Source organism: Hymenobacter sp. AT01-02, from assembly GCF_000961955.2.
GTDB classification, from domain to species: Bacteria; Bacteroidota; Bacteroidia; order Cytophagales; family Hymenobacteraceae; genus Hymenobacter; species Hymenobacter mucosus.
In genome coordinates this window covers 1-2,731 of sequence record NZ_JZIR02000183.1, presented here as the reverse complement: position 1 = coordinate 2,731, position 2,731 = coordinate 1, and the positions used below count along the sequence as shown (strand labels likewise).

The window sequence follows — 2,731 nt, the reverse complement described above, 5'->3', positions numbered from 1 at the left end:
AAGAACGCCGATATATGTGCGTAGTGCGCGTGAGGAAGAGGGCAATAGATAGCGGATCGAGGGCAGCAAGATGGGTCCAGCAAGAAAACGGGCATCTGTTGTACAGTCCTACTGGTTGGTTCCATCTTTTGCGGTGAAAGTGACTAGTGCAGAATTGTGTTCTGTGGGGCCAGATAGGTACACCCTGCTAAACCTGACCACCAGTGGTATATTTGGCGGGCTGGGGCACCACCCCGAAATCGAGGAAACCTACGCGTACCTGGCCACGGAGCTGCAAAAAATTGGCCTCGTATACCTGCACCTGCTCGACCACGCCAGTTTGGGTGCGCCAGCCGTGCCGGCTGCCACGATGGCGGCCATTCGGGCCCGGTTTACCAACACGCTCATCCTGGCCGGCGGCTACCACACCGCCACCGGGATCGAAGCTGCCTTACGCGGCCCCGCCGACCTGGTGGCTATTGGCCGGCCCTTTATTGGCAACCCCGACTTGGTCGAGCGCCTACGCGACGGGGTCGCGCTGACTGAGCCCAACCCGGCCACGTTCTACGCCGCCGCGCCCAGCGGTTGGGCGGAGGGCTATACCGACTACCCCCTAGCCGATGACCAAGCGGCCTAGACGATGGAGAGAAACGGGTGACAGATTAAGTAAGTAAAAAAGGGAAAGGCCCCCGCTTCTTGGCAGGGGCCTTTCCCTTAGTAGCTCTCTCAAAAACGAATACTATCGCACATGACGAATCGACTTTTTCGGACAGCTCCTGGGCGCGGCGGCCACCTACCTAGCCCCGCGCCCGGGCCGAGATTTCCGAGCCTGCAATGGGCGTCGATTTATGCACACACAGGTTCAGCGCTTGGCGCAGCGCTCAAAGGGGTTATGCTAGTTAGACAAAAATTAGAAAGAGAATCTTCTACAAGCACTTCTGGACATAACACGGCAGTGCGGCCCATCTACTCTTGCTGAAACTACTCCCTCGACTTGGCGCAACTATGCCCATTTCCTCTATTTCTACCTTCTACAAGGCGCGGCGTCTCTCGACGTGACGACTCTATTGCTTTGGCTCCGTTATTTTGTTAGCCCTTTTAGGGAATAAGTAGTGAGATGGGTAATAGGCTGTTATTTTTCTTCTGCCGTGCTTTACTAACCGCCCGCTCTTGCGTCGGCCAGTACCCCCTGATTTGCTCACCAAGGGCGAGAACTTAGCGTAATTTTATCCCCCGCTGCTACGAGAAGGCCCTGTTGTCGCCAGCACCAGAATTTCCTGGTATATCTGCCGCGTTTCCGGCACTGGCAGGCCTAAGGTCTACCCGTACGTGAGGGTGGTGCCGGCAAACAATTCCAGTTCCGTGCGAGCCTTGCCCGCGTGCACGTCCAGTTGTAGGGAAGCGGGTGTACGATACTACCTTGCTTGAGATCAACCAGTTGTCCCTTCAGAATACAGCTAGCCCCGGCTCTCTGACGCAAGCTGGGGCTGGCTGTAGACCGAAACAAAATAAGAATGCCGCTCCAAGAAGTCCAAAGCTCGGTCACAGCCACGGCCCGTTCGCTAGCCTTCGTGGCGGCTAGGAGGCGTGTTGCATTTGGAATTTTTTGGGCGTGAGCCCGTATACCTGCTTGAAGGAGTGGATGAAGCTGGACATGCTCTCGTACCCGGCTTGATCGTACAGGTCACTGGCTTTGAGCGTACCTTGCCGCAACAGCTGCGCCGCCACGGCCAGCCGCTGCTGGGTCAGCCACTTGTTGGGCGGGGTGCCGTAGAGGCGGGCAAAGCGTCGCTTGAAGGTGGAGAGGCTCATGTGACACAAAAAAGCGAGTTCCTCCACGGTAATATGGGCCGGTAGGTCGGCCTCTACCACGGCCCGGATGCGCTGATTCTCGGCCGTTTCGTGCACGCCGGCCCGGAGGGTGTGCAAGGCAGCGGGCTGCTGCCGACTCGCGTACAGCAGCAGCTCCTCGAGCTTGACTTGCTGGAAGCTGGCACTCAGCTCCGGCCCGGCGCTCAGCAGCAGCCCTAGCGAGTGAACAAAGTTGGTCAAGAACTCATCGGCCTCGAACAGGTGAAAGGGGTGGGGCCCCGGCGCGGCTTCCCTCCCCGGGGCCAGGTCCGGATATTTAGTAAAAAAGTCCGTGAGTGCCTCGTCGGAGAAGAACAGCATCAGGCTCCGGTAGGCGCTGACCGGGCCGGCTAGCTTTTCACTGGTTAGGCAATTCCCGGCCGGCAGGAGCAAAAACTGCCCGGGCGTAATGCGCGTCGTCGCGGTGGGGTAGGTGACAACTTTTTCGCCTTCCAGCAAAAAGCTGAACAGATGGTAGCGCAGCGTGACTTTGGTGCGCCCGCTGCTCAGCGCAGTGGTATACGGAACGAGATACGTTGCCGGGCGGCTCCCCCCAGCGCAGGGCATAACATCATCGGGCAGCAGAACCTGTTTCATCGAGACAACATATAATCCGGCAGGGTGAAGAGCGGAATTGATACCTTCCGCCTGTCAGGCCGGAATTGACTTCAGCCTGAGCCCAGGAGCTGCGGGTGGAGCCCCGCCCGCAGCTCCTGGGCTCAGGAATCATAAGTTAAACAGTACAGGAAACGGCAGGTGATCATAACCCGCCGTGCCAGTTTGGAGAGACTAGTAGCCTTATGGGCACAAACTTAAAAGGATACTTTCCCAATGGAGAAGGTCGCGGGGGGAGTGGCTGCCGTAATCAACGAGAGGTTGGCGTACAGCACGTAGCTATCCG

2 protein-coding genes are annotated in these 2,731 nt (G+C 58.0%); one reads left to right on the top strand and one right to left on the bottom strand.

What is annotated here, in order from left to right; all coding sequences use genetic code 11:
• Positions 1–163: 163 nt before the first annotated feature.
• Positions 164–616 (top strand): hypothetical protein, encoded by a 453-nt coding sequence (locus VI25_RS22080; protein WP_055562903.1) that lies wholly within the window; start codon positions 164–166, stop codon positions 614–616.
• Between the two features lie 941 nt (positions 617–1,557).
• Here VI25_RS22080 and VI25_RS22075 read toward each other — a convergent pair.
• Entirely contained in the window at positions 1,558–2,427 is an 870-nt protein-coding gene (locus tag VI25_RS22075) for a helix-turn-helix domain-containing protein (RefSeq protein WP_082455799.1), read from the bottom strand.
• Positions 2,428–2,731 lie beyond the last annotated feature (304 nt).